The 23,201-nt window shown below is 52.3% G+C and carries 25 protein-coding genes, 2 pseudogenes and 3 other annotated features; of the genes and pseudogenes, 14 read left to right on the top strand and 13 right to left on the bottom strand.

Annotated features, from left to right (window positions below; all coding sequences use genetic code 11):
• Window positions 1–10 precede the first annotated feature (10 nt).
• From gshB to metK, 6 genes are all read right to left on the bottom strand, one after another.
• A complete protein-coding gene (gene gshB / locus SF2938; protein NP_708712.1) occupies window positions 11–961 on the bottom strand; it encodes a glutathione synthetase in 951 nt (316 codons plus the stop codon).
• A 12-nt stretch (window positions 962–973) separates the two neighbouring features.
• Window positions 974–1,705 carry a 16S ribosomal RNA methyltransferase RsmE gene (gene yggJ, locus SF2937; protein ID NP_708711.2) on the bottom strand — a complete coding sequence of 244 codons (732 nt, stop codon included), beginning with the start codon at window positions 1,703–1,705 and terminating at the stop codon, window positions 974–976.
• 79 nt (window positions 1,706–1,784) lie between these two features.
• Entirely contained in the window at window positions 1,785–2,492 is a 708-nt protein-coding gene (gene endA / locus SF2936; RefSeq protein ID NP_708710.2) for a DNA-specific endonuclease I, read from the bottom strand.
• A 94-nt stretch (window positions 2,493–2,586) separates the two neighbouring features.
• Window positions 2,587–3,084, bottom strand: coding sequence for a hypothetical protein (sprT, locus tag SF2935; RefSeq protein NP_708709.1), 498 nt, complete (start codon window positions 3,082–3,084; stop codon window positions 2,587–2,589).
• A 76-nt stretch (window positions 3,085–3,160) separates the two neighbouring features.
• Window positions 3,161–4,516, bottom strand: coding sequence for an MFS family galactose:proton symporter (galP, locus tag SF2934; protein ID NP_708708.2), 1,356 nt, complete (start codon window positions 4,514–4,516; stop codon window positions 3,161–3,163).
• 475 nt (window positions 4,517–4,991) lie between these two features.
• The gene (gene metK, locus SF2933; RefSeq protein NP_708707.2) at window positions 4,992–6,146 is read right to left on the bottom strand and encodes an S-adenosylmethionine synthetase; all 1,155 of its coding nucleotides are present in this window, start codon (window positions 6,144–6,146) and stop codon (window positions 4,992–4,994) included.
• 55 nt (window positions 6,147–6,201) lie between these two features.
• On the opposite strand from metK, the gene SF2932a reads away from it, so the two are divergent.
• The 7 genes from SF2932a to speB all read left to right on the top strand — a co-directional run bounded on the left by SF2932a (window position 6,202) and on the right by speB (window position 11,117).
• Window positions 6,202–6,453: a membrane protein gene (locus SF2932a; protein ID YP_008439278.1), complete on the top strand. Its 252-nt coding sequence runs from the start codon at window positions 6,202–6,204 to the stop codon at window positions 6,451–6,453.
• A 332-nt stretch (window positions 6,454–6,785) separates the two neighbouring features.
• Window positions 6,786–6,932, top strand: a complete 147-nt coding sequence (gene yqgB / locus SF2932) for a hypothetical protein (protein ID NP_708706.1) — start codon at window positions 6,786–6,788, stop codon at window positions 6,930–6,932.
• Window positions 6,929–8,935 (top strand): arginine decarboxylase, encoded by a 2,007-nt coding sequence (gene speA, locus SF2931; RefSeq protein ID NP_708705.1) that lies wholly within the window; start codon window positions 6,929–6,931, stop codon window positions 8,933–8,935. The genes yqgB and speA overlap by 4 nt, the downstream gene beginning before the upstream one ends.
• Window positions 8,913–9,676, top strand: a mobile genetic element. Its footprint overlaps the gene before it by 23 nt.
• Window positions 8,964–9,239, top strand: a complete 276-nt coding sequence (insA, locus tag SF2930; protein NP_708704.1) for an insertion element IS1 protein InsA — start codon at window positions 8,964–8,966, stop codon at window positions 9,237–9,239. It overlaps the preceding feature by 276 nt.
• Window positions 9,266–9,661, top strand: coding sequence for an insertion element IS1 protein InsB (gene insB, locus SF2929; protein ID NP_708703.1), 396 nt, complete (start codon window positions 9,266–9,268; stop codon window positions 9,659–9,661). Its footprint lies within the feature at window positions 8,913–9,676.
• Before the next feature lie 10 nt (window positions 9,677–9,686).
• Entirely contained in the window at window positions 9,687–10,061 is a 375-nt protein-coding gene (locus SF2928; protein ID NP_708702.2) for a hypothetical protein, read from the top strand.
• Window positions 10,062–10,196: 135 nt separating this feature from the next.
• Window positions 10,197–11,117: an agmatinase gene (gene speB / locus SF2927; protein ID NP_708701.1), complete on the top strand. Its 921-nt coding sequence runs from the start codon at window positions 10,197–10,199 to the stop codon at window positions 11,115–11,117.
• Between the two features lie 205 nt (window positions 11,118–11,322).
• Here the strand turns inward: speB and yggG are convergent, their stop codons facing one another.
• On the bottom strand, window positions 11,323–12,207 hold the full coding sequence (gene yggG / locus SF2926; protein NP_708700.2) for a hypothetical protein: 885 nt from the start codon (window positions 12,205–12,207) through the stop codon (window positions 11,323–11,325).
• Window positions 12,208–12,358: 151 nt separating this feature from the next.
• Here yggG and tktA point away from each other — a divergent pair, with 151 nt between their 5' ends.
• Complete coding sequence (tktA, locus tag SF2925) at window positions 12,359–14,350, top strand: transketolase (RefSeq protein ID NP_708699.2); 1,992 nt, start codon at window positions 12,359–12,361, stop codon at window positions 14,348–14,350.
• A gap of 45 nt (window positions 14,351–14,395) precedes the next feature.
• On the opposite strand, the gene SF2924 is transcribed toward tktA, so the two are convergent.
• The gene (locus SF2924) at window positions 14,396–15,304 is read right to left on the bottom strand and encodes a serine protease (protein ID NP_708698.1); all 909 of its coding nucleotides are present in this window, start codon (window positions 15,302–15,304) and stop codon (window positions 14,396–14,398) included.
• Between the two features lie 435 nt (window positions 15,305–15,739).
• Window positions 15,740–16,507, top strand: a mobile genetic element.
• On the opposite strand from SF2924, the gene insA (SF2923) reads away from it, so the two are divergent.
• The 6 genes and pseudogenes from insA (SF2923) to frcK all read left to right on the top strand — a co-directional run bounded on the left by insA (SF2923) (window position 15,795) and on the right by frcK (window position 19,938).
• Window positions 15,795–16,070 carry an insertion element IS1 protein InsA gene (gene insA, locus SF2923; protein ID NP_708697.1) on the top strand — a complete coding sequence of 92 codons (276 nt, stop codon included), beginning with the start codon at window positions 15,795–15,797 and terminating at the stop codon, window positions 16,068–16,070. It overlaps the preceding feature by 276 nt.
• On the top strand, window positions 16,097–16,492 hold the full coding sequence (insB, locus tag SF2922) for an insertion element IS1 protein InsB (protein NP_708696.1): 396 nt from the start codon (window positions 16,097–16,099) through the stop codon (window positions 16,490–16,492). Its footprint lies within the feature at window positions 15,740–16,507.
• A complete protein-coding gene (locus tag SF2921; protein ID NP_708695.3) occupies window positions 16,494–17,735 on the top strand; it encodes an oxidoreductase in 1,242 nt (413 codons plus the stop codon).
• A pseudogene (gene yggF / locus SF2920) lies at window positions 17,732–18,697 on the top strand. Before SF2921 ends, yggF begins: the two are co-directional and overlap by 4 nt.
• A gap of 21 nt (window positions 18,698–18,718) precedes the next feature.
• Window positions 18,719–19,228, top strand: coding sequence for a DNA-binding transcriptional regulator (gene yggD, locus SF2919; protein ID NP_708693.1), 510 nt, complete (start codon window positions 18,719–18,721; stop codon window positions 19,226–19,228).
• Window positions 19,225–19,938: a nucleoside triphosphate hydrolase domain-containing protein gene (frcK, locus tag SF2918; RefSeq protein ID NP_708692.1), complete on the top strand. Its 714-nt coding sequence runs from the start codon at window positions 19,225–19,227 to the stop codon at window positions 19,936–19,938. Before yggD ends, frcK begins: the two co-directional genes overlap by 4 nt.
• Here the strand turns inward: frcK and SF2917 are convergent.
• From SF2917 to SF2913, 5 genes and pseudogenes are all read right to left on the bottom strand, one after another.
• Window positions 19,910–20,587, bottom strand: coding sequence for an ABC transporter ATP-binding protein (locus SF2917; RefSeq protein NP_708691.2), 678 nt, complete (start codon window positions 20,585–20,587; stop codon window positions 19,910–19,912). The genes frcK and SF2917 overlap by 29 nt on opposite strands.
• A complete protein-coding gene (locus SF2916) occupies window positions 20,581–21,258 on the bottom strand; it encodes an ABC transporter ATP-binding protein (protein ID NP_708690.2) in 678 nt (225 codons plus the stop codon). Before SF2916 ends, SF2917 begins: the two co-directional genes overlap by 7 nt.
• Window positions 21,246–21,953 (bottom strand) — a sequence feature (Similar to Escherichia coli O157:H7 EDL933 conserved hypothetical protein ref: NP_289497.1 (235 aa). BLAST with identity of 97% in 236 aa. This CDS contains an in-frame stop codon. The sequence has been checked and is believed to be correct.). Its footprint overlaps the gene before it by 13 nt.
• Window positions 21,246–21,953 (bottom strand): annotated as a pseudogene (locus SF2915). (Overlaps the previous feature by 708 nt.) Before SF2915 ends, SF2916 begins: the two are co-directional and overlap by 13 nt.
• Window positions 21,954–22,532, bottom strand: a complete 579-nt coding sequence (locus SF2914) for a hypothetical protein (RefSeq protein NP_708689.1) — start codon at window positions 22,530–22,532, stop codon at window positions 21,954–21,956.
• Window positions 22,533–22,554: 22 nt separating this feature from the next.
• Window positions 22,555–22,824 carry a DNA-binding protein gene (locus SF2913; protein ID NP_708688.1) on the bottom strand — a complete coding sequence of 90 codons (270 nt, stop codon included), beginning with the start codon at window positions 22,822–22,824 and terminating at the stop codon, window positions 22,555–22,557.
• Window positions 22,825–23,201 lie beyond the last annotated feature (377 nt).

Raw genomic sequence — 23,201 nt, 5'->3', positions numbered from 1 at the left:
CTAAGGTGGGTTACTGCTGCTGTAAACGTGCTTCGATGGCATCCATTAACATTCCGGTGATCGACACCGGAAACTCTGCTTCAATCTCACGAATACAGGTTGGGCTGGTGACGTTAATTTCAGTCAGACGGTCGCCGATGATATCCAGACCAACAAAAATCAGCCCTTTTTCTTTCAGCGTCGGCCCGATCTGACGGGCGATTTTCCAGTCACTTTCCGTCAGCGGACGAGGTTCACCGCGACCACCGGCAGCCAGATTGCCACGGGTTTCGCCCCCCTGCGGAATACGCGCCAGGCAGTACGGTACCGGCTCGCCATCCACCACCAGCACGCGTTTGTCGCCATCTTTAATGGCTGGCAGGTAATTTTGCGCCATGCAGTAGCAAGTGCCATGCTCAGTCAGGGTTTCGGCAATCACGCCGAGGTTTGGATCGCCTTCTTTCACGCGGAAAATCGACGCGCCGCCCATACCGTCCAGCGGCTTAAGAATGATGTCGCTGTGTTTCTCCCAGAACGCTTTTAGCTGCGCTTTATTGCGCGTAACCAGCGTTTCTGGCGTTAAGTCAGAGAACCAGGCGGTAAACAGTTTCTCGTTACAGTCGCGCAGGCTCTGCGGCTTGTTAACGATCAGCGTCCCTTTCTCTTCGGCACGTTCCAGAATATAGGTCGCGTAGATAAACTCGGTATCAAACGGCGGGTCTTTACGCATCAGGATCACATCGAGATCGGCCAGCGGCAGATCCTGTTCACCGACGAACGAAAACCACTCTTCGTAGTTCTGCTTCACGTTCAGCGTGCGGGTATGGGCGCGGGCTTCGCCATTGATCAGATACAGATCGCCCATCTCCATATAGTGAAGTTCGTAACCACGACGCTGTGCTTCCAGCAACATAGCGAAACTGGAATCTTTCTTGATGTTGATGTTTGCGATGGGGTCCATCACGATGCCGAGCTTGATCATTATTCTTCTCCGTTAGCCCAAATCGCCAAATCGTACTTGTAGCGCGGTAATGGCGGTGAGCGCAGTTGTCTCTGTACGCAAAACGCGAGGTCCCAACAGGATATCAGTAAATTGATAGCGGGCAGTCATGGCAATTTCATCTGCCGATAAACCGCCTTCCGGGCCAATCAGCAGGCGGACGCGTTCAACCGGTAAAGGCAACGTATTGATGCTGTTACTGGCGCGCGGGTGAAGATTCAGTTTCAGTCCTTCATCCTGCTCTGCACACCAGGCTTCCAGATCCATCGCTGGACGGATTTCCGGCACCCGGTTACGACCACACTGCTCACAGGCAGCAATTGCAATCTTCTGCCACTGCTGAAGCTTCTTGTTCAGACGTTCACTATCCAGTTTAACGCCGCAGCGCTCAGAAAAAAGTGGCGTAATGAGGCTTACACCGAGTTCGATCGATTTCTGGATAGTAAATTCCATTTTTTCACCACGCGACATCACCTGACCGAGGTGAATATGCAGCGGAGATTCGCGATCGTCGATCTGGCCTTCCAGCACCTTCACTTCCACGCTTTTTTTGCTGGCGCTGGTAATTTCGGCGTCAAAGACCTGGTTGCTACCGTCAAACAATTGCAACGCCTGCCCCGGCCCCATGCGCAGTACGCGCCCGATATGGTTGGCGGCATCTTCGCAAAGCGCGATGTGAGAATGGCTGGTCAGTGGTTCAGGATGATAAATGCGGGGGATACGCATAGTTAAAAATCCGCGTCGTCTCCCCACGCGGTTGTACGCGTGGGGTAGGGGTTAACAAAAAGAATCCCGCTAGTGTAGGTTAGCTCTTTCGCGCCTGGCAAGCGCGTTGCACATACGGGTTATGATTGCCCTGCACCTTCGCGATGCGTTCATCGCGCTCGCACTCCCAGTCGGTAACCGGATACATCTTGTTCCATGCGTTGAACAGCTGCGTTTGCTGGCGAGAGAGTGTCAGGTTGTATTGGTCGCGCATATAGAAGTAGGTGCGCGCAATGGCACCGCGTGCACGCGCTGGTGGTTCGGCAGCTTTTTCTTTGAAATCGACCTTCATGGCGCATTGACCGTACTGGCCTTCGCCGCCATTCCACTGGCTGTACATAAAATTGCCGCGATCGCCATTCACCTCGCCGACTGACGGCTGCAGGTTATGCATATCGCTTTCCATCTTGCGATAGACCGGATCTTTAGCGCAGTTTTTACGTCCACCGTCCTGCCAGCACTGGCGCTGGTGACCGAATTGCCAGGCGGGAACGACGTGTTCCCACTCTACGCGGCTGGCGCGGTTTTCATTTTTGCGCACCTGATAGCCGCACGATTGCAGATCAACAACGCCTTTTTTGCCCTGCCAGTTAATTTTACATCCGCAATAAAACGTACCGGGCGCATCAGCGTGGACTTTTACCGCCGCGGCTTTCGCCTGAGAAAAACTATTGATACCTTCGGCCAACGTCGGGCCGGAAAATGCTGCGCTCAGTACCACCGCAGCAATAGACAAATAACGGTACATCACTTACTCCGTGTTAAAACGAGCCAGCAACGTAGCGAAAGTTGTTTTGGTATGCAATCAGCCAGATCAGGAAAGTTCCTGATAGTTCAGGTGGTTATTTCGCAACCAGCTGTTCACCGCAGTGAACACAGCGATAGATGGCCTCGCCACGAACTACGCGATTATGGCGGCGTACGGTAAGCTGATGTTCCTGGCACTTACAGCGGTAGGGGAAGGTGTTGCGACGCACGGATTGCAGTTCGAACTGATGCGTACGACGGGCGGGAACGCCCAGCACGCTTTCCATCATCCACTTCCACTCTTTGCCATGTGGCGCTACGCGGCCGAAATGTTTCCATACCAGCAAATGTGCCAGTTCGTGCGGTACCACTTCTTCAATAAAAGCTTCACTGTTTTCCAACAGCAAAACGGGATTGAGGCGGATTTCATAGCTTTCCAGCCAGGCTGTTCCGGCGGAGGTTCCGCGCTGGGTGTAAGAGAGTTTTGGCTCCGGGTAGTTACGCCCTAGCTTCAGGTTGGCCTGGGCGAGTTTTTCCCGCAGGCGGCGCATAACGGCCTGTTGGATGGCGATAGGGAGACGGGATATTTTCATAGCGGCAGAGGATAGAGCGAAGAAAAGATGACTGCAAGAGGCGGCTTCCTCCGCGACGGGAGGAAGCCTGAGGAGATTAATCGTGAGCGCCGATTTCGCGCAGTTTACGACCTTTCATCAGATTACGTTCAATATGTTCCAGCGAAACGTGTTTGGTTTCCGGTACCAGCCACAATGTCAGCAGGATAAACAGTACGTTCAGAGCCGCATACACCCAGAAGGTGTTGGCGTTACCCAGCGTGTTGAGCATGGTCAGGAACGTTGCGCCAACGATCATGTTGGCAATCCAGTTGGTGGCGGTGGAGCAGGTGATGCCAAAATCGCGGCCTTTCAGCGGCTGAATTTCGGAGCACAGTACCCAAATCAGCGGACCGGCACTCATGGCAAAACCGACAATAAACATCAGCAGCATGGCGATGGCGAAATACTGCGCCGACGGAGAGTGGATACCGATATGCATCATTGTACCGAGTACGCCCATGCCAGCAGCCATCACCAGGAAGCCCAGCGTTAGCGTTGGTTTACGTCCCCAGCGGTCAACAAGGCCGATTGCGATAAAGGTGGCAAGTACGTTGGTCAGGCCGACAATCACTGTCCCCCACATTTGCTCGGTGGTGTTGGTATAACCCGCCAGTTCGAAGATTTTCGGCGCGTAATACATGATGACGTTCATCCCGGTGAATTGCTGCATTACCTGTAACAGTACGCCAAGGAACACCGCGCGGCGGAAGTTGCTATTCTCTTTAAACAGCGCCCAGCCACTCTGTTTAACCTGCAAACTTTCACGGATTTCATCCAGTTCGCGTTTCGCTTCCGCGCTGGTGTCACGCAGGCGTAGCAGCACGCGTTCGGCATCAACAAAACGGCGTTTGGCGGCAAACCAACGTGGGCTGTCTGGCAGGAAGAAGACACCAATCAGCAGCAAAATTGCCGGGATGATAATCACACCCAGCATCCAGCGCCATGCACCGGTGTAGCTGAAGGCGGTATCAGAAAGATAAGCACCGAGGATCCCGATAGTGATCATCAACTGATACATCGAGATCATACTGCCGCGAATTTTTTCCGGCGCAATTTCTGACAGGTACAGTGGTGCGGTATAAGAGGCCACACCCACCGCCAGCCCCAGCAGAACGCGCGAAAGAATCAGTACTTCAACGTTTGGCGCAGCCGCAGAGAACAGTGAACCGGCAACAAACAGGATTGCGCCGATCATCAGGCTCTTTTTGCGCCCGAGTTTAAAGGAGAGCCAGCCGATGCCCACCGCACCGACTGCCGCACCGAACATCATGGAGCTTACGACCCATTCTTGCGTGTGCGAAGTTATCTGGAATTCATCTGCAATAAACGGCAGTGCGCCAGCAATTACACCGATATCCAGGCCAAAGAGTAATCCCGCCAGAGCGGCAAGGAAGCAGACGAAAAACGTCATTGCCTTGTTTGACCGCCCCTGTTTTTTAGCGTCAGGCATGATGCCCTCCAATATAGTTATTTTTTATTGTGAATTAAGATAGGTGAGTACGACGTAAAAAGATGTGAAGCAAATCACATCAGTGTAATCGCTTACACTAACATTTATCTTAGTTATGATTTAAGGGCATGAAAATAATTGAGTTATATCATCATAGATTAAACGCTGTCATCTGCAATTAAGACTTTACTGAAAAGAAATGTAACAACTGTGAAAGCTGAATAATAATATGAAAATATTACAAATATTTTGCTGGTGTGGTTGGTGTAATCGGTTTCAGTTGTGATGGTAATTTGCCGTGAAACGTGATCAGGAAGAATGATGTTATTGTGCGGGCAGTTTTTTTGCCGGATGCGGCGTGAACGCCTATCCACCGCGGTGAGGTAAAAGAAAAAGGCCAGCGCGAGGCTGGCCTTTGAACGCAGGTGAAGAAAGATTACTTCAGACCGGCAGCATCGCGCAGCAGCTGCGCTTTGTCGGTTTTTTCCCACGGGAAATGTTCACGACCAAAGTGACCGTATGCTGCGGTTTCTTTGTAGATCGGGTGCAGCAGATCCAGCATCTGAATCAGTCCGTATGGGCGCAGGTCGAAGAACTCACGTACCAGCAGAGTCAGTTGTTCAGAAGGCACTTTCTCAGTACCGAAAGTTTCTACCATGATGGAGGTCGGTTCAGCCACGCCGATTGCGTAGGAAACCTGAATTTCACAACGATCGGCCAGGCCAGCAGCAACGATGTTTTTCGCGACATAACGTGCTGCGTAGGCTGCGGAACGGTCCACTTTTGATGGATCTTTACCAGAGAATGCACCGCCACCGTGACGCGCCATGCCGCCGTAGGTATCAACGATAATTTTACGGCCAGTCAGACCGCAGTCACCCATTGGGCCACCGATAACGAAACGACCGGTCGGGTTGATGAAGAATTTGGTGGCAGAAGTCAGCCATTCAGCGGGCAGAATTGGCTTGATGATCTCTTCCATTACCGCTTCTTGCAGCGATTTCTGGTCGATCTCTTCAGAGTGCTGAGTGGAAAGCACGACAGCATCAATACCAACGATTTTGCCGTCGTCATACTGGAAAGTCACCTGGCTTTTCGCGTCCGGGCGCAGCCACGGCAGAGTGCCGTTTTTACGCACTTCAGCCTGACGCTGTACCAGACGGTGTGCATAGGTGATAGGTGCTGGCATCAGCACGTCGGTTTCATTAGTTGCGTAGCCAAACATCAGACCCTGGTCACCCGCGCCCTGTTCCAGCGGATCGGCACGGTCAACGCCTTGGTTGATGTCAGGAGACTGTTTGCCGATAGCGCTCAGAACCGCACAGGAGTTAGCGTCAAAGCCCATGTCGGAATGCACATAGCCAATTTCGCGAACGGTGTTACGGGTGATCTCTTCGATGTCTACCCAGGCGCTGGTGGTGATTTCGCCGCCAACTAAAACCATGCCGGTTTTTACGTAGGTTTCGCAAGCAACGCGTGCTTTCGGATCCTGTTCGAGGATCGCGTCTAAAACGGCATCAGAGATTTGGTCAGCAATTTTGTCAGGATGCCCTTCAGAGACGGACTCGGACGTAAAAAGGTGTTTTGCCATATTTAATATCACCTAAAGAGAATTTGGTTAGCTCAAACTGTTGTGTGGATTTTCTGTGGTAGCGGATCCTACCACGACTCTGCAGGTTAAAAACACTGGCAGTCTGAGTGTTAATCGGTATGGATGGATTAACATCTGGATGGCTATTTTAGGTCAATTCTTCACCCGATTTCCACTTTTTTTTGAATCGTGTCTCATTCTGTTAAAAACGTGGCTGGAAATTTTTCCTGACAATGCCGGCATTCTGCGTATTTATCTTTTGCAATTTTCTGCCATTGTGGGGTATAAAACGCGGCGCGCGGCTTAAATAAAAAGCACACGACGTTTCTTTCGTGTTGCCACTTCCAGCCGGGTTGAAATCAGAGTTTTGGCTTGTGGGTTCGTCTTAACAGGCGGCCGTGGAGGTGATACGAAATAATGAACCGTTGTCTGCTGCTTAACCTGTCTCACCGTTCTGGTGAAGACTCGTTCCCCGCACTCTGCATCTCTGCTTTGCATACCTGCCGATGTTATACCCATCTCGGCGCTTCTCAGGATTCAAGAGCTGGTTACAGTTACTGAGGACTGAACAAGGGCGCTCTTGTAAAAACAAGAGTTTTCTCGTGGTTTCGCCGAACTGTCACACTTACGTTCGGTTATGTGCTTAATAATGTTATGAAAAAGAAACCGGTTGCGCAGTCGGAGCGTCAGCATACACTGCTGGAAAATCCATGTGCTTATGGGTTGTTATCGCAGTTCCAGGCTGCGACAGTCGTTAACTGTTTTACACTTAATAAAATAATTTGAGGTTCGCTATGTCTGACGACATGTCTATGGGTTTGCCTTCGTCAGCGGGCGAACACGGTGTACTACGCTCCATGCAGGAGGTTGCAATGAGCTCCCAGGAAGCCAGCAAGATGCTGCGTACTTACAATATTGCCTGGTGGGGCAATAACTACTATGACGTTAACGAGCTGGGCCACATCAGCGTGTGCCCGGACCCGGACGTCCCGGAAGCTCGCGTCGATCTCGCGCAGTTAGTGAAAACTCGTGAAGCACAGGGTCAGCGTCTGCCTGCACTGTTCTGTTTCCCACAGATCCTGCAGCACCGTTTGCGTTCCATTAACGCCGCGTTCAAACGTGCGAGGGAATCCTACGGCTATAACGGCGATTACTTCCTTGTTTATCCGATCAAAGTTAACCAGCACCGCCGCGTGATCGAGTCCCTGATTCATTCGGGTGAACCGCTGGGTCTGGAAGCCGGTTCCAAAGCCGAGTTGATGGCAGTGCTGGCACATGCTGGCATGACTCGTAGCGTCATCGTCTGCAACGGTTATAAAGACCGCGAATATATCCGCCTGGCATTAATTGGCGAGAAGATGGGGCACAAGGTCTATCTGGTCATTGAGAAGATGTCAGAAATCGCCATTGTGCTGGATGAAGCAGAACGTCTGAATGTCGTTCCTCGTCTGGGCGTGCGTGCACGTCTGGCTTCGCAGGGCTCGGGTAAATGGCAGTCCTCCGGCGGGGAAAAATCGAAGTTCGGCCTGGCTGCGACTCAGGTACTGCAACTGGTTGAAACCCTGCGTGAAGCCGGGCGTCTCGACAGCCTGCAACTACTGCACTTCCACCTCGGTTCGCAGATGGCGAATATTCGCGATATCGCGACAGGCGTTCGTGAATCCGCGCGTTTCTATGTGGAACTGCACAAGCTGGGCGTCAATATTCAGTGCTTCGACGTCGGCGGCGGTCTGGGCGTGGATTATGAAGGCACCCGTTCGCAGTCTGACTGCTCCGTAAACTATGGCCTCAATGAATACGCCAACAACATCATCTGGGCGATTGGCGATGCGTGTGAAGAAAATGGTCTGCCGCATCCGACGGTAATCACCGAATCGGGCCGTGCGGTGACTGCGCACCATACCGTGCTGGTGTCGAATATCATCGGCGTGGAACGTAACGAATATACGGTGCCGACCGCGCCCGTAGAAGATGCGCCGCGTGCGCTGCAAAGCATGTGGGAAACCTGGCAGGAAATGCACGAACCGGGAACTCGCCGTTCTTTGCGTGAATGGTTACACGACAGCCAGATGGATCTGCACGACATTCATATCGGCTACTCTTCCGGCACCTTTAGCCTGCAAGAACGTGCATGGGCAGAACAACTCTATCTGAGCATGTGCCATGAAGTGCAGAAGCAACTGGATCCGCAAAACCGTGCGCATCGTCCGATAATCGACGAACTGCAGGAACGTATGGCGGACAAAATGTACGTCAATTTCTCGCTGTTCCAGTCAATGCCGGACGCATGGGGGATCGACCAGTTGTTCCCGGTTCTACCGCTGGAAGGGCTGGATCAAGTGCCGGAACGTCGCGCTGTGCTGCTGGATATTACCTGTGACTCTGACGGTGCTATCGACCACTATATTGATGGTGATGGTATTGCCACGACAATGCCAATGCCGGAGTACGATCCAGAGAATCCGCCGATGCTCGGTTTCTTTATGGTCGGTGCATATCAGGAGATCCTTGGCAATATGCACAACCTGTTCGGTGATACCGAAGCAGTTGACGTGTTCGTGTTCCCTGACGGTAGCGTAGAAGTAGAACTGTCTGACGAAGGCGATACCGTGGCGGACATGCTGCAATATGTACAGCTCGATCCGAAAACGCTGTTAACCCAGTTCCGCGATCAAGTGAAGAAAACCGATCTTGATGCTGAACTGCAACAACAGTTCCTTGAAGAGTTCGAGGCAGGTTTGTACGGTTATACTTATCTTGAAGATGATGCTGCCAACTTACTGATTTAGTGTATGATGGTGATTTTAAGGTGCTTGCGTGGCTTCCATTTCCATCAGATGTCCTTCCTGCTCCGCTACTGAAGGCGTGGTGCGTAACGGCAAAAGCACTGCCGGACATCAGCGCTATCTCTGCTCTCATTGCCGTAAAACATGGCAACTACAGTTCACTTACACCGCCTCTCAGCCCGGTAAGCACCAGAAAATCATTGATATGGCCATGAATGGCGTCGGATGTCGCGCCAGTGCACGCATTATGGGCGTTGGCCTCAACACGGTTTTACGTCACTTAAAAAACTCAGGCCGCAGTCGGTAACCTCGCGCATACAACCGGGCAGTGATGTGATTGTCTGCGCTGAAATGGACGAACATTGGGGCTACGTCGGTGCTAAATCACGTCAGCGCTGGCTGTTTTACGCGTATGACAGGATACGGAGGACGGTTGTGGCGCACGTCTTCGGTGAACGCACTCTGGCCACACTGGAGCGTCTTCTGAGCCTGCTGTCGGCCTTTGAGGTCGTGGTATGGATGACGGATGGCTGGCCGCTGTATGAATCACGCCTGAAGGGAAAGCTGCACGTTATCAGCAAGCGTTACACTCAGCGCATTGAGCGACATAATCTGAATCTGAGACAACATCTGGCAAGGCTGGTACGGAAGCCACTGTCGTTCTCAAAATCGGTGGAGCTGCATGACAAGGTCATCGGGCATTATCTGAACATAAAACACTATCAGTAAGTTGGAGTCATTACCCAGAGTCGGAATGAATTATCAATTATATGTCCGTAATTACAGTCGTAACACCAACTACGAGATCGTTGCTACGGCTGATGGCCTGGATGTGCTGAACGGCAAGCAAGGTTCGCTGAATAACAACGGCTATATTGTGAATGCCGGAGATTCGTTAGTGATTAAAGGATTCCGCAAAGATAAACATACTGAAGCGGCTTTTCAGTTCGCCAACGTTGCTGATTCCTACGCAGCCAATTCGGCGCAAGGCGATGTGCGTAATACCGGGGTAATCGGCTTTGCCGCCTTTGAATTACAAGGCCCGGCGCAAAACGCGCTGCCGCCGTGCTCTGGACAAGCCTTTCCGGCAGATAACAATGGCTATGCGCCGCCACCGTGTCGGAAATAGCAACCTCGCTTGATGCCTCGCCCATTTAAGGCGATAATTAGCACAAACTTGTGTTTCGCAAATCCAACCCTTCCTCGTCGGGCCTAACGACGCGGAAGGGTTTTTTTATATCGACTTTGTAATAGGAGTCCATCCATGAGCACCTTAGGTCATCAATACGATAACTCACTGGTTTCCAATGCCTTTGGTTTTTTACGCCTGCCGATGAACTTCCAGCCGTATGACAGCGATGCAGACTGGGTGATTACTGGCGTGCCGTTCGATATGGCCACTTCTGGTCGTGCGGGTGGTCGCCACGGTCCGGCAGCGATCCGTCAGGTTTCGACGAATCTGGCCTGGGAACACAACCGCTTCCCGTGGAATTTCGACATGCGTGAGCGTCTGAACGTCGTGGACTGCGGCGATCTGGTATATGCCTTTGGCGATGCCCGTGAGATGAGCGAAAAGCTGCAGGCGCACGCCGAGAAGCTGCTGGCTGCCGGTAAGCGTATGCTCTCCTTCGGTGGTGACCACTTTGTTACGCTGCCGCTGCTGCGTGCTCATGCGAAGCATTTCGGCAAAATGGCGCTGGTACACTTTGACGCCCACACCGATACCTATGCGAACGGTTGTGAATTTGACCACGGCACTATGTTCTATACCGCGCCGAAAGAAGGTCTGATCGACCCGAATCATTCCGTGCAGATTGGTATTCGTACCGAGTTTGATAAAGACAACGGCTTTACCGTGCTGGACGCCTGCCAGGTGAACGATCGCAGCGTGGATGACGTTATCGCCCAGGTGAAACAGATTGTGGGTGATATGCCGGTTTACCTGACTTTTGATATCGACTGCCTGGATCCTGCTTTCGCGCCGGGAACCGGTACGCCAGTGATTGGCGGCCTGACCTCCGATCGCGCCATTAAACTGGTACGCGGCCTGAAAGATCTCAACATCGTTGGGATGGACGTAGTGGAAGTGGCTCCGGCATACGATCAGTCGGAAATCACCGCTCTGGCTGCGGCGACGCTGGCGCTGGAGATGCTGTATATTCAGGCGGCGAAAAAGGGCGAGTAAGCACCAGATGCGATGCGCACGGGTAAAACGTGCCATTAATGTCGGATGCGGCGTGAACGCCTTATCCGACCTACGTTCGGCACCCGTAGGCCGGATAAGATGCGCCAGCATCGCATCCGGCAATGCGCACAAGGTAACAAATGTGCCATTAATGTCAGATGCGGCGTGAACGCCTTATCTGACCTACGTTCGACACCACTAGGCTTTACTTAATCCCATCCGCGCTGATGCGATCGCGAATATGCTGGGCACGTTCGGCGGATGCAGGATGGTCGTCAAACATTGAGCTTTGACGACCTTCTTCCAGCTTCGCCAGTTTTTCAAAGCTGGTGGCAAGACCTGCCGGGCTGATGCCGCGTTGGTGCAGAAGATCGTAAGAATAATCATCGGCTTCTGCTTCCTGGCGCTGGGAGAATTGCGAATTGACTAATTTCTCGCCCAGATCACCAAGTTGTGATTGAGATAAACTGCCGACAATCCCGCCCGCAGAGGCCGCAGCTACTCGCACGGCATTTGTACCAAGCGCCACCTGCATCCCTTTCTTCACATGGCCTAACGCCACGTGCCCCATCTCGTGACCGATCACCGCTTCGACTTCGTTATCTGTCATCATATCCATCAGCCCGCTATAGACGCGGATACAGCCGTTAGCCATTGCAAAGGCGTTCACATCCTTCGCCATATACACTTTGTAATTCACCGGCTGACCGTTGATATTGTTGCCTAGCGCATTGGCAATAGTTGTCAGACGTTTAGCGTATTCGCTATTGGCTGGCGCAATCGTCGCCTTGCTGTCCATCTCCTGACATGCCTGATCGCTCAGGGTTTTCACCTGCGCATCACTCAAACTGTAAGCCTGAAAAGCTTCCGCTCCTGATGAGAGCAGTCCGTTGGAGTCCATATTCTGGCAACCGGTCAGTACCGTTGCCACGCTCATTGCTACCAATAAGGCGCGAATTTTCATGTTTTCTCTTCCGCACAAGGTCAGGATTATTCTAAAAATGCGCCGTTTGCAGGTGAATCGACGCTCAGTCTCAGTATAAGGAAAAGCGCAGCGGACGGGCGAGCAGATTGCGCAACATGCGAGCATGATCCAGAGATTTCTGAAGCGGCAAAAGGATGTTCCATGTACATGACGCGCGGCTTGCGGTAAATTGTTGGCAAATTTTCCGGCGTAGCCCAAAACGCGCTGTCGTCAAGTCGTTAAGGGCGTGCCCTTCATCATCCGATCTGGAGTCAAAATGTCCTCACGTAAAGAGCTTGCCAATGCTATTCGTGCGCTGAGCATGGACGCAGTACAGAAAGCCAAATCCGGTCACCCGGGTGCCCCTATGGGTATGGCTGACATTGCCGAAGTCCTGTGGCGTGATTTCCTGAAACACAACCCGCAGAATCCGTCCTGGGCTGACCGTGACCGCTTCGTGCTGTCCAACGGCCACGGCTCCATGCTGATCTACAGCCTGCTGCACCTCACCGGTTACGATCTGCCGATGGAAGAACTGAAAAACTTCCGTCAGCTGCACTCTAAAACTCCGGGCCATCCGGAAGTAGGTTATACCGCTGGTGTGGAAACCACCACCGGTCCGCTGGGTCAGGGTATTGCCAACGCAGTCGGTATGGCGATTGCAGAAAAAACGCTGGCGGCGCAGTTTAACCGTCCGGGCCACGACATTGTCGACCACTACACCTACGCCTTCATGGGCGACGGCTGCATGATGGAAGGCATCTCCCACGAAGTTTGCTCTCTGGCGGGTACGCTGAAGCTGGGTAAACTGATTGCGTTCTACGATGACAACGGTATTTCTATCGATGGTCACGTTGAAGGCTGGTTCACCGACGACACAGCAATGCGTTTCGAAGCTTACGGCTGGCACGTTATTCGCGACATCGACGGTCATGACGCGGCATCCATCAAACGCGCAGTTGAAGAAGCGCGCGCAGTGACTGACAAACCGTCCCTGCTGATGTGCAAAACCATCATCGGTTTCGGTTCCCCGAACAAAGCCGGTACTCACGACTCCCACGGTGCGCCGCTGGGCGACGCTGAAATTGCCCTGACCCGCGAACAGCTGGGCTGGAAATATGCACCGTTCGAAATCCCGTCTGAAATCTATGCTCAGTGGGATGCGAAAGAAGCAGGCCAGGCGAAAGAATCTGCATGGAATGAGAAGTTTGCGGCTTACGCGAAAGCTTATCCGCAGGAAGCGGCTGAATTTACCCGCCGTATGAAAGGCGAAATGCCGTCTGACTTCGACGCCAAAGCGAAAGAGTTTATCGCTAAACTGCAGGCTAATCCGGCGAAAATCGCCAGCCGTAAAGCGTCGCAGAATGCTATCGAAGCGTTCGGCCCGCTGTTGCCTGAATTCCTCGGCGGCTCTGCTGACCTGGCACCGTCTAACCTGACCCTGTGGTCTGGTTCTAAAGCAATCAACGAAGATGCTGCAGGTAACTACATCCACTACGGTGTTCGCGAGTTCGGTATGACCGCGATTGCTAACGGTATCTCCCTGCACGGTGGCTTCCTGCCGTACACCTCCACCTTCCTGATGTTCGTGGAATACGCACGTAACGCCGTACGTATGGCTGCGCTGATGAAACAGCGCCAGGTGATGGTTTACACCCACGACTCCATCGGTCTGGGCGAAGATGGCCCGACTCACCAGCCGGTAGAGCAGGTCGCTTCTCTGCGCGTGACCCCGAACATGTCTACATGGCGTCCGTGTGACCAGGTTGAATCCGCGGTCGCGTGGAAATACGGCGTTGAGCGTCAGGACGGCCCGACTGCGCTTATCCTCTCCCGTCAGAACCTGGCGCAGCAGGAACGTACTGAAGAGCAGCTGGCAAACATCGCGCGCGGTGGTTATGTGCTGAAAGACTGTGCTGGTCAGCCGGAACTGATCTTCATCGCCACCGGTTCTGAAGTTGAACTGGCGGTTGCTGCCTACGAAAAACTGACTGCCGAAGGCGTGAAAGCGCGCGTGGTGTCCATGCCGTCTACCGACGCATTTGACAAGCAGGATGCGGCTTACCGTGAATCCGTACTGCCGAAAGCGGTTACTGCACGCGTTGCGGTAGAAGCGGGTATTGCTGACTACTGGTACAAGTATGTTGGCCTGAACGGCGCTATCGTCGGCATGACCACCTTCGGTGAATCTGCTCCGGCAGAGCTGCTGTTTGAAGAGTTCGGCTTCACTGTTGATAACGTTGTTGCGAAAGCAAAAGCGCTGCTGTAATCAGTAAGACGTTTTGTGAGAAGGACCGCGAAAGCGGCCCTTTTTTTACTTAGTAGAGATAAACGGAACTGTGCTGCCGGGGATCATGGTATCGGGCAGTTTACCGTCCCAACGTTCGGCAGTGGTGAGGGCTACAAGTCCGGGATTATCCCGCAGAGCTTCACCGCGCAGGCGGATTGCTTCTGCTTCAGCCGCACTTTTTAAACGAATAGTTTCAGCCTCTGCCGCGCCTCTTACGCGAATAGTTTCCGCTTCTGCTTTGGCTGCCGCCAGTTTACTGTCTGCTTCTGCCTGGGCCTGAGTTACCGCTATTTGCGCCTGGATTTTCTCTGTTTCCAGATTTTGCTTACGCGTGGCAATGGCGACTTCTGCTTTCATTCGGTTTTCAATCGACTTTTCATAAGCGTCAGAAAAATCAATATTTTCAATCTGGACCCCGTCAATTACCACTGGCCCAACAACGGCTTTGCGCATGGCATTTTGCAGATCCTGAACCAATTTTGTACGATCCTGTACGGCGCTGATGGCGGTATATTGGCCGAAAATGTTCTCCAGCTGAGTTGGCAACTGACGGACAATTAGACGATCTTTTAATGCTTCAATAGTGTTGTAGGTGGTATAAACCGCGCCTGCTTCTGAAGGTTTAATGTGGAAGCTGACTGATACTGTCATTTGTGCCGGTTGCTGGTCGCGGCTGTAGGCCTGTAATCCCTGATAGACCACAGCCTGATTACGCGTGGAAATTTTCTCCACGCTTTCCATAAAAGGGATCTTAAAACCCAGCCCCGGTTCGGCAACTTTTACGATTTTTCCGTAGCGCAGCAAAATGCCGCGTTCACCTTCATTAACGGTGTAATACGAGAGAAATGGCAGCACAACCACGGCAAGCACGCCAATGGCGATAGCAAGAGATTTTTGTGGGCGAAATGAGGTTAATGAAACAGGTGCTTTCATGACAATCTTCCTTGAGTAAAGTATGGGAATATGTCACATGAGATGAGGAGAAAACAGCCGACAGGTGAGAATTCAGAATCTATAAAGGGGTATAGCGAAAAAACATTGCATTAGAAAAGTATGTTTTCGAACATTCAATAAATAAATAGAGATATGCATCACAAATACAATAACAAACAAAATGTTGATTTTGTGATGAACATAACAAATACAAAGTTGACTTTAAAAATATCAATTTCATATTGTTGTTATTTAAGGTTTTATTATTTTGGTTTGTGGGGTTTTTCTTCTCGCGTACCCAATTGCTTTCATTAAACCGCACGAGTATTTTATTTTTACCGCCGGACGGTACCCTAAAAATAAAATAAGGATAATTTATGCGGCTTAGTGATTATTTTCCAGAATCATCAATCTCAGTTATACATTCAGCAAAAGGGTAATGCTGCCAACTTACTGATTTAGTGTATGATGGTGATTTTAAGGTGCTTGCGTGGCTTCCATTTCCATCAGATGTCCTTCCTGCTCCGCTACTGAAGGCGTGGTGCGTAACGGCAAAAGCACTGCCGGACATCAGCGCTATCTCTGCTCTCATTGCCGTAAAACATGGCAACTACAGTTCACTTACACCGCCTCTCAGCCCGGTAAGCACCAGAAAATCATTGATATGGCCATGAATGGCGTCGGATGTCGCGCCAGTGCACGCATTATGGGCGTTGGCCTCAACACGGTTTTACGTCACTTAAAAAACTCAGGCCGCAGTCGGTAACCTCGCGCATACAACCGGGCAGTGATGTGATTGTCTGCGCTGAAATGGACGAACATTGGGGCTACGTCGGTGCTAAATCACGTCAGCGCTGGCTGTTTTACGCGTATGACAGGATACGGAGGACGGTTGTGGCGCACGTCTTCGGTGAACGCACTCTGGCCACACTGGAGCGTCTTCTGAGCCTGCTGTCGGCCTTTGAGGTCGTGGTATGGATGACGGATGGCTGTCCGCTGTATGAATCACGCCTGAAGGGAAAGCTGCACGTTATCAGCAAGCGTTACACTCAGCGCATTGAGCGACATAATCTGAATCTGAGACAACATCTGGCAAGGCTGGTACGGAAGTCACTGTCGTTCTCAAAATCGGTGGAGCTGCATGACAAGGTCATCGGGCATTATCTGAACATAAAACACTATCAGTAAGTTGGAGTCATTACCCGAATTTGAACTGCCAGAAATTACCGATAATGAACTGTTAGTGAGTGTAATTTCTGACAGCGTCTGTTTATCGACCTGGAAAGCGGCGTTACTCGGTAGTGAACATAAACGCGTACCCGACGATTTAGAAAATCATCCGGTCATTACCGGGCATGAATGTGCCGGGGTTATTGTCGAAGTGGGTAAAAATCTCACTGGCAAATATAAAAAAGGCCAGCGTTTTGTATTGCAACCGGCGATGGGGTTACCAAGCGGATATTCAGCGGGCTACAGCTACGAATATTTTGGCGGCAATGCCACTTATATGATTATTCCCGAAATCGCCATTAATTTGGGCTGCGTATTACCGTATCACGGCTCTTATTTTGCTGCGGCGTCGCTGGCAGAGCCTATGTGCTGCATTATTGGTGCTTATCATGCCAATTATCACACCACGCAATATGTTTATGAGCATCGCATGGGCGTCAAACCTGGCGGCAATATTGCACTGCTGGCGTGTGCGGGTCCGATGGGCATTGGCGCTATCGATTACGCCATTAACGGTGGCATACAACCGTCACGGGTGGTGGTGGTCGATATCGACGACAAACGCCTGGCGCAGGTGCAGAAGCTGCTGCCGGTGGATCTGGCGGCCAGTAAAGGCATTGAGCTGGTGTATGTGAATACCAAAGGGATGAGCGATCCTATCCAGATGCTGCGGGCGCTGACAGGAGATGTCGGGTTCGATGACATTTTTGTTTATGCGGCGGTGCCTGCTGTCGTTGAGATGGCTGACGAATTACTGGCGGAAGATGGCTGTCTGAACTTCTTTGCCGGGCTGACGGATAAAAACTTCAAAGTGCCGTTTAATTTCTACAACGTCCATTATAACAGCACGCACGTAGTCGGTACATCCGGCGGTTCAACGGACGACATGAAAGAGGCGATTGCCCTTAGCGCCACAGGACAGTTACAGCCGTCGTTTATGGTGACCCATATTGGTGGCCTGGATGCGGTGCCAGAAACCGTGCTCAATCTGCCGGATATCCCTGGCGGTAAAAAACTCATTTATAACGGCGTGACCATGCCGCTCACTGCCATTGCCGATTTTGCCGAAAAAGGCAAAACCGATCCGCTGTTTAAAGAGTTGGCGCGGCTGGTTGAGGAAACGCACGGCATCTGGAATGAACAGGCCGAGAAATATCTGCTGGCACAATTTGGCGTTGATATCGGGGAGGCCGCGCAATGATGTCCCTGGCGTGGCCATTATTTCGCGTTACGGAACAGGCAGCGTTGGCTGCCTGGCCGCAAACCGGATGTGGCGACAAAAATAAAATTGATGGCCTGGCGGTCACCGCGATGCGCCAGGCATTAAACGACGTCGCTTTTCGTGGACGAGTGGTTATCGGCGAAGGATAAATTGACCATGCGCCGATGCTGTGGATTGGCGAAGAGGTGGGCAAAGGCGATGGGCCAGAAGTCGATATCGCGGTTGATCCCATTGAAGGCACGCGGATGGTGGCGATGGGGCAGAGCAATGCGCTGGCGGTCATGGCTTTCGCTCCTCGAGATAGCCTGTTACATGCGCCCGATATGTATATGAAAAAGCTGGTTGTTAATCGACTGGCTGCCGGGGCGATTGATCTGTCTTTGCCTCTGGCGGACAACTTGCGTAACGTGGCGCGGGCGTTAGGTAAACCGCTGGACAAGCTGCGCATGGTTACGCTGGATAAACCGCGTCTGAGTGCCGCGATTGAAGAAGCAACACAGCTGGGCGTGAAGGTTTTTGCCCTGCCGGATGGCGATGTCGCCGCCAGCGTGCTGACCTGCTGGCAGGATAATCCTTACGATGTGATGTACACCATCGGCGGTGCGCCAGAAGGCGTGATTTCTGCCTGTGCCGTTAAAGCGTTAGGCGGGGATATGCAGGCCGAGCTGATTGACTTTTGTCAGGCTAAAGGGGATTACACGGAAAATCGGCAGATTGCAGAGCAGGAGCGCAAGCGTTGTAAGGCAATGGGCGTTGACGTTAACCGTGTGTACTCGCTCGATGAACTGGTGAGGGGGAACGATATCCTCTTTAGCGCTACGGGCGTGACGGGCGGCGAGTTGGTGAACGGTATCCAACAGACGGCGAATGGGGTGCGGACGCAGACATTACTGATCGGCGGCGCGGACCAAACGTGTAATATAATAGACTCCCTGCATTGATGGTGATCTATCGGAAGACCAATGGCGACGCTGACAGAAGATGATGTGCTTGAGCAACTGGATGCACAGGACAATTTATTTTCATTTATGAAAACTGCGCATTCTATTTTGCTCCAGGGGATACGCCAGTTTCTGCCGTCGCTGTTTGTCGATAACGATGAAGAGATCGTCGAATATGCAGTGAAGCCGTTACTCGCCCAAAGCGGCCCGCTTGACGATATTGATGTTGCGCTGCGTTTGATTTATGCGCTGGGGAAAATGGATAAATGGCTGTATGCCGATATCACGCACTTTTCCCAGTACTGGCATTACCTGAACGAACAGGATGAAACGCCCGGATTTGCCGATGATATAACCTGGGATTTTATCAGCAATGTCAACAGTATAACTCGCAATGCGACGCTCTACGATGCGTTAAAAGCGATGAAGTTCGCCGATTTCGCCGTCTGGTCAGAGGCGCGTTTTAGCGGAATGGTCAAAACGGCGCTGACGCTGGCAGTAACGACCACCTTAAAGGAATTAACGCCGTGAAAATTGAATTAACGGTGAATGGGCTGAACGTGCAAGCGCAGTACCATGATGAAGAGATAGAACGCGTGCATAAACTGTTGCTGCGTATGCTGGCGGCCTTACAGACGGTAAATCCGCAGCGGCGTACGGTGGTTTTTCTTTGCGCTCCGCCGGGGACGGGTAAATCTACCCTAACCACCTTCTGGGAATATCTCGCGCAACAAGACCCGGAGCTGCCCGCTATTCAGGCGCTCCCGATGGATGGTTTTCACCATTACAATAGCTGGCTGGACGCGCATCAATTGCGCCCCTTCAAAGGCGCACCAGAGACATTTGACGTTGCGAAACTGGCGGAAAATCTGCGCCAGGTGGTGGAAGGGGATTGTACGTGGCCGCAGTACGATCGACAAAAGCATGATCCTGTTGAAGATGCGTTGCACGTTACCGCACCACTCGTCATCGTCGAAGGAAACTGGTTGTTGCTGGACGACGAGAAGTGGTGCCAGCTTGCGCAATTTTGTGATTTCTCGATCTTTATCAACGCGCCAGCTGCTGCGTTGCGGGAGCGTCTGGTGGGGCGCAAGCTGGCGGGAGGGGTATCGCTGGCAGATGCAGAAGCCTTTTATGACCGTACCGACGGGCCGAATGTTCGCCGGGGGCTGGAAGAGAGTCTGCCTGCAAATTTGACCTTAATGATGACCGCTACGGGTGAATATCGTCTGGTGGATTAACGTTCCTGATTACACCATCTTCCAGCCGCACCACACGAGAGAAATGACGCCGGGTAAATGCGGCGTCATGACTGATTGCTACCACGCTCGTGCCTCGCTGGCGGCACTTCTCCAGCCAGCTTTCAAACACGCTCAACCAATTTTCGTCAAAATCCCGACTCGGCTCGTCCAGCAGTAATAGTGGCGGAGAGAGTGCTTCCAGGCAGGCGACGGCGACCATCCGTCGCTGCGCATTATGCAGATCCAACGGGTGCGAGTTGGCAGTGTCTGCTAACTGACAACATTGCAGGGCAGCATGGGTACGTTGAGTGATTTCATCCGCCGGGCATTTTTGCAGTTTCAAACCAAATGCGATCTCGTCAGCGACGGTGCTGTGAAAAAGTTGGTTTTCCGCTTCCTGAAACAGTACGCCAACCTTTGCCGCGCGCTGGCGGTTTTTCAGGTTTTTCATCGCCTGTTGTTGCAGCATAACCGTACCGGCTGTGGGCGTAAGAAGACCTGCCATTACTCGTAACAGCGTCGATTTCCCTGCGCCATTGTCACCGGTCAGCGCCAACCATTCACCTTGTTTGAGTTGCAGAGAAATGTCGCAAAGACAATCCGTTGCCGCGCCAGGCCAGCGATAAGATATCTTATTTAACGTTAACATAGTGGCTGGAGCGCTCCGTTTTGCAATTGCCACGCTTGCTGGCAGTAGTTCAGGAAAGGTGTGCGATGACGTTCAAAAAGAATAATCAGCGAACCACGTTCAAACGCCCAGTGTTGTAAGCGCTGCAACAGCATTTCGCTGGCCTGCGGTGTCAGGCGGCTAAAGGCTTCATCAAGAATTAAGAGCTTTGGCTGCATCGCGATGGCGCAGGCGATGATCACGCGCTGTGTCTCTCCACCGGAGAGTGTTGCCGGGTGACGATGGCGCAACGGCTGGCACTCGGTCAGAGTCAGGGCGGCATCAATCCGCGCCATAATCTCTGCTTCAGCAAGACACAGATTTTCTGGCCCAAAGGCAACTTCTTCTTCCACGCTAAAGGTACAGCCGGAGAGCTGCAAATAGGGCGATTGCTGGACGAGCTGGATGGTGGCGGATTGTTCATTAAGCGGGAGATGCCCAATGGGCGTACCGAGGAGCGTCCCCGTGCCTGTTATCTCTCTTGGCAGAAAGTCCGGATACCAGCCCGCCATCAGCTGTGCCAGCGTACTTTTGCCACTGCCGTTGTCACCAAAGATGGCGACCATCCCCGGTTTGACATAGTGAAAGTCATAACAGAACGGAGGATGCGTTGAGTGTGTCGGGCAATAACGGAACTGTTCTAACGTAACCATATCCACGCTCCGAATTCTGTCAGCATCAGCAAGATCATGGTGTAACGCGCTACGCGTTGTAGGGTGCTATCGGCTGGTGCCCACAACGTTGTTCGTCGGTTGTGGATCCGAAATGCCCGCATATCCAGCGCCGCACCACGGACAGCCAGATCGTTAAGCGCATTGTGTGTTAGCGGAATAATTAACGCGGGCATAGCACGTAAACGCTGATACCAGCCCTCATCCAGCGGCACGCCGCGGGCACGCTGCGCTTCATGAATAATCGCTAATTGCCGTTTTAACTGCTCAACGACCAATAACGGCCCGGCAAACAGATAAGCGACGCCTGGCGGCAGGCGAGAAGCAAACAGAGCGCGAATAAAACATTGCACGGGGACGTACTGCATTCACAACTGTGAGGTTGAAACAATCGCCAGAATCAGCAACCAGAGCGTAATAGCATGCGACCACCGTTCTGGCGAGCGTGGCGTGCCGCTTAGCCATTCTGGTAGCCAGCCACCGTGTACCAGCCACAGCCCGGCTCCCAGCGAGAACATCAGCCAGACGACATATTTTGCCCGCCGCCGCGTGGCCTTTAGCGCAATAAGGCAGAAAAAGGTCGCCGCGCTATAGATCGGCAAAATGGTCTGCGCGGGCAGGATAAGCGTGGTGCAGGCCGCTAATGCCCACAGTGTTAATGAGGTAAATGGATGCATTTAGCGCACGGCAGCCATTGCCGGAAAATGGCGCGTGGTGCGAATCGGCAGCTGGCGCAGTAAAAGCCAGACAATCACCGCTGTAAGAATTTTATCGACCAGGTTCGCGCCTATCACCGTAATCGCCACCGACTCCACCAGGTTTTGCCCCATCGAGTGCATCCAGGCAACGAACAAATCGGCTCCGCTACCGGTGACACCGCCGAACAGCGCAGTACGCAGCGGTACAGCGACGACCGTTACCGCAAGCGTAATAATCACGCCGCTGACAACGACTTTTGGCAGGGTGCGAAACCAACCCGCTCGCGCCAGCCAACCGGAGACCAGGCCGATGACCATCGCGACGGGTGCAAATGCGGCGGCGATCGGGTCGGTCAGCAATCCCCAGAGTAAATTGGTCAGTAAGCCGGTCAGCATTCCGATCACCGGACCAAGCAGTACCGCGCTAATAAGTGTGCCGATGGAGTCGAGAAATATAGGTAATTTGACCATGCTGGCCAGTTGCCCGCCGATCATATTGATGGCGATAGATATAACGATCAACACCAGTGCCTGACTGGAAAAGTGGCTACGCGCCATAAGAAAACCTCTTTGAAAGTAGTTATTTAACGGGGGAAATATGCAACTCGTCGTAACCAGAAAGCGCGCAAGGTTGGCGGCTAAACGCCAGTTCCTCAAGGCTACCGATCACCAGTTCAAGCGTGGTCCGCACGGTACAGCCGGGCATCATATGACCGCCAAGCATCGTGCCGTGTGGATCGGAAACGCAGAGATGAAGATGCTCACCACTCTGTTCCAGCGTGCCGTTTAGTGAGATCACTTCGAATGTACCGTTCAGGAGCGTGGTGCCTTCTTGCCCGGCATAGCGCAAGGCGACGTCAGTCAGGCTACCGGTACAGCCTGCAATCTAGGCGGCATGAAGTTGATGTTGCTGTGCAAAAGCGTGTAGCTGGGAAAAAACTTCCTGCCCGGGGAGGAGGCGCAGTGCGTAAAAGCGTGCGGAGGAAGAATATGAGTAGGGCAATGTCATCATTGGAGTACTCCGAAACTCGGACGTATTGCGGATAATATCGACGCTGCATCAGTCATATTCTGATATAAGTCAGGGTTTGTGACGGCACAACGAAAAGATTTTGCTACGCTTATTCGTGATTCTGCAAAGTGGAATAAATTCCACAGGGGCGGGGCTGAAAACGTGACGTAAGTCAGATAATTGCTTTCTTTGACTGGACAATCATTCCTTTTATT

It is taken from the genome of Shigella flexneri 2a str. 301 (assembly GCF_000006925.2).
GTDB lineage: Bacteria > Pseudomonadota > Gammaproteobacteria > Enterobacterales > Enterobacteriaceae > ECMA0423.
The sequence above is the reverse complement of the archived record's forward strand: the minus strand, read 5'-3'. Positions and strand labels throughout refer to the sequence as shown.

Excerpts from the sequence above, each read along its gene's own strand:
- gshB (NP_708712.1), bottom strand. The coding sequence starts at position 961 with ATGATCAAGCTCGGCATCGTGATGGACCCCATCGCAAACATCAACATC.
- yggJ (NP_708711.2), bottom strand. The coding sequence starts at position 1,705 with ATGCGTATCCCCCGCATTTATCATCCTGAACCACTGACCAGCCATTCT.
- endA (NP_708710.2), bottom strand. The coding sequence starts at position 2,492 with ATGTACCGTTATTTGTCTATTGCTGCGGTGGTACTGAGCGCAGCATTT.
- sprT (NP_708709.1), bottom strand. The coding sequence starts at position 3,084 with ATGAAAATATCCCGTCTCCCTATCGCCATCCAACAGGCCGTTATGCGC.
- galP (NP_708708.2), bottom strand. The coding sequence starts at position 4,516 with ATGACGTTTTTCGTCTGCTTCCTTGCCGCTCTGGCGGGATTACTCTTT.
- metK (NP_708707.2), bottom strand. The coding sequence starts at position 6,146 with ATGGCAAAACACCTTTTTACGTCCGAGTCCGTCTCTGAAGGGCATCCT.
- SF2928 (NP_708702.2), top strand. The coding sequence starts at position 9,687 with ATGAATTATCAATTATATGTCCGTAATTACAGTCGTAACACCAACTAC.
- speB (NP_708701.1), top strand. The coding sequence starts at position 10,197 with ATGAGCACCTTAGGTCATCAATACGATAACTCACTGGTTTCCAATGCC.
- yggG (NP_708700.2), bottom strand. The coding sequence starts at position 12,207 with ATGCTCGCATGTTGCGCAATCTGCTCGCCCGTCCGCTGCGCTTTTCCT.
- tktA (NP_708699.2), top strand. The coding sequence starts at position 12,359 with ATGTCCTCACGTAAAGAGCTTGCCAATGCTATTCGTGCGCTGAGCATG.
- SF2924 (NP_708698.1), bottom strand. The coding sequence starts at position 15,304 with ATGAAAGCACCTGTTTCATTAACCTCATTTCGCCCACAAAAATCTCTT.
- yggD (NP_708693.1), top strand. The coding sequence starts at position 18,719 with ATGGCGACGCTGACAGAAGATGATGTGCTTGAGCAACTGGATGCACAG.
- SF2917 (NP_708691.2), bottom strand. The coding sequence starts at position 20,587 with ATGTTAACGTTAAATAAGATATCTTATCGCTGGCCTGGCGCGGCAACG.
- SF2916 (NP_708690.2), bottom strand. The coding sequence starts at position 21,258 with ATGGTTACGTTAGAACAGTTCCGTTATTGCCCGACACACTCAACGCAT.
- SF2914 (NP_708689.1), bottom strand. The coding sequence starts at position 22,532 with ATGGCGCGTAGCCACTTTTCCAGTCAGGCACTGGTGTTGATCGTTATA.